General features: G+C 69.3%; 1 pseudogene. It reads right to left on the reverse strand.

Going from position 1 to position 1,031, the window contains the following annotated elements:
- Positions 1-1,031: pseudogene (locus G3N99_RS40915) on the reverse strand (hypothetical protein); the annotation flags it as partial.

Below are 1,031 nucleotides of genomic sequence, written 5' to 3' on the forward strand. Positions count from 1 at the left end.
CCGGTCGAGGTCGACGTCGACAGCGAGTTGACGTTGCTGTTCGTCGAGCTCAGGCCCGTCGACAGCGAGTTGATCGCGGTCGAGGTCGACGTGGACAGCGAGGCCACGTTGCTGTTCGTCGCGCTCAGGCCGGTGGACAGCGAGTTGATGCCCGTCGACAGCGACGCGACGTTCGACGCGGTCGACGTCGACAGCGCATTCACCGCGTTGTTCGTCGCGTTGAGCTGGCTGCCGTTGATCGCGTCCGTGCTGCTGGCCGAGATCTGGCCGGCGGCGACGTTCGTGATCTGGCGTTCCTGGCCCTGTGCGCCGACGCTCACCACGCCGACCGGCGAGCTGCCCGCGAAGAAGTACGTGACGCCGCCGATCGTGGCGCTCGACGTCGGGTTCGCGGTGCTCGTGACCGATTTCGCGCCGAGTGCGATCGAGTTGGCGACGTTGGCCGTTGCGCCCGAGCCGAAGGCGAGTGCGTCGGCGGCGGTTGCCTGCGCAGCCGAGCCGTAGGCCTGGGCGCCGACGGCGTTGGCCGTGGCCTGGTTGCCCAGCGCGATCGTGTTGTCGGCGAGCGCCTGGTTGGAGCTGCCGAGTGCGAGCGCGCTCGCGCCGTTGGCCGTGTTCGCGTTGCCGAGCGCCACTGCGCCGTTGCCGGTCGCCGTGTCGTTCGCGCCCATCGCCACCGCGCCGGTACCCGTTGCGATGCTCGGGTCGCCGATCGCGACTGCACCGTCGCCGCTTGCCGTGTTGCCGGAGCCGATCGACACGGCCTTGCCGCCCGTTGCCGATGCGTTCTGGCCGATGGCGACTGCGCCTGCCGACTGCGCGTTCGAACCGTCGCCGACCGCGACGCTGCTGGCGCCTGCTGCGCTGGCGTTCACGCCGGCTGCGAGGGCGTTGGTGCCCGTTGCGCCGTCGTTGGCGTAGTTGCTTTGCTGCACGCCGTTGTCGTTGACGCTGTAGTAGTGCGTCTTCGCAGCGTTGATTGCGGTCGAGGTCGAGGTCGACAGCGACGACACCGAGCTGTTCGTGCTGCT

Origin of the sequence: Burkholderia sp. Ac-20392, from assembly GCF_017104585.1 — a bacterium.
GTDB classification, from domain to species: Bacteria; Pseudomonadota; Gammaproteobacteria; order Burkholderiales; family Burkholderiaceae; genus Burkholderia; species Burkholderia lata.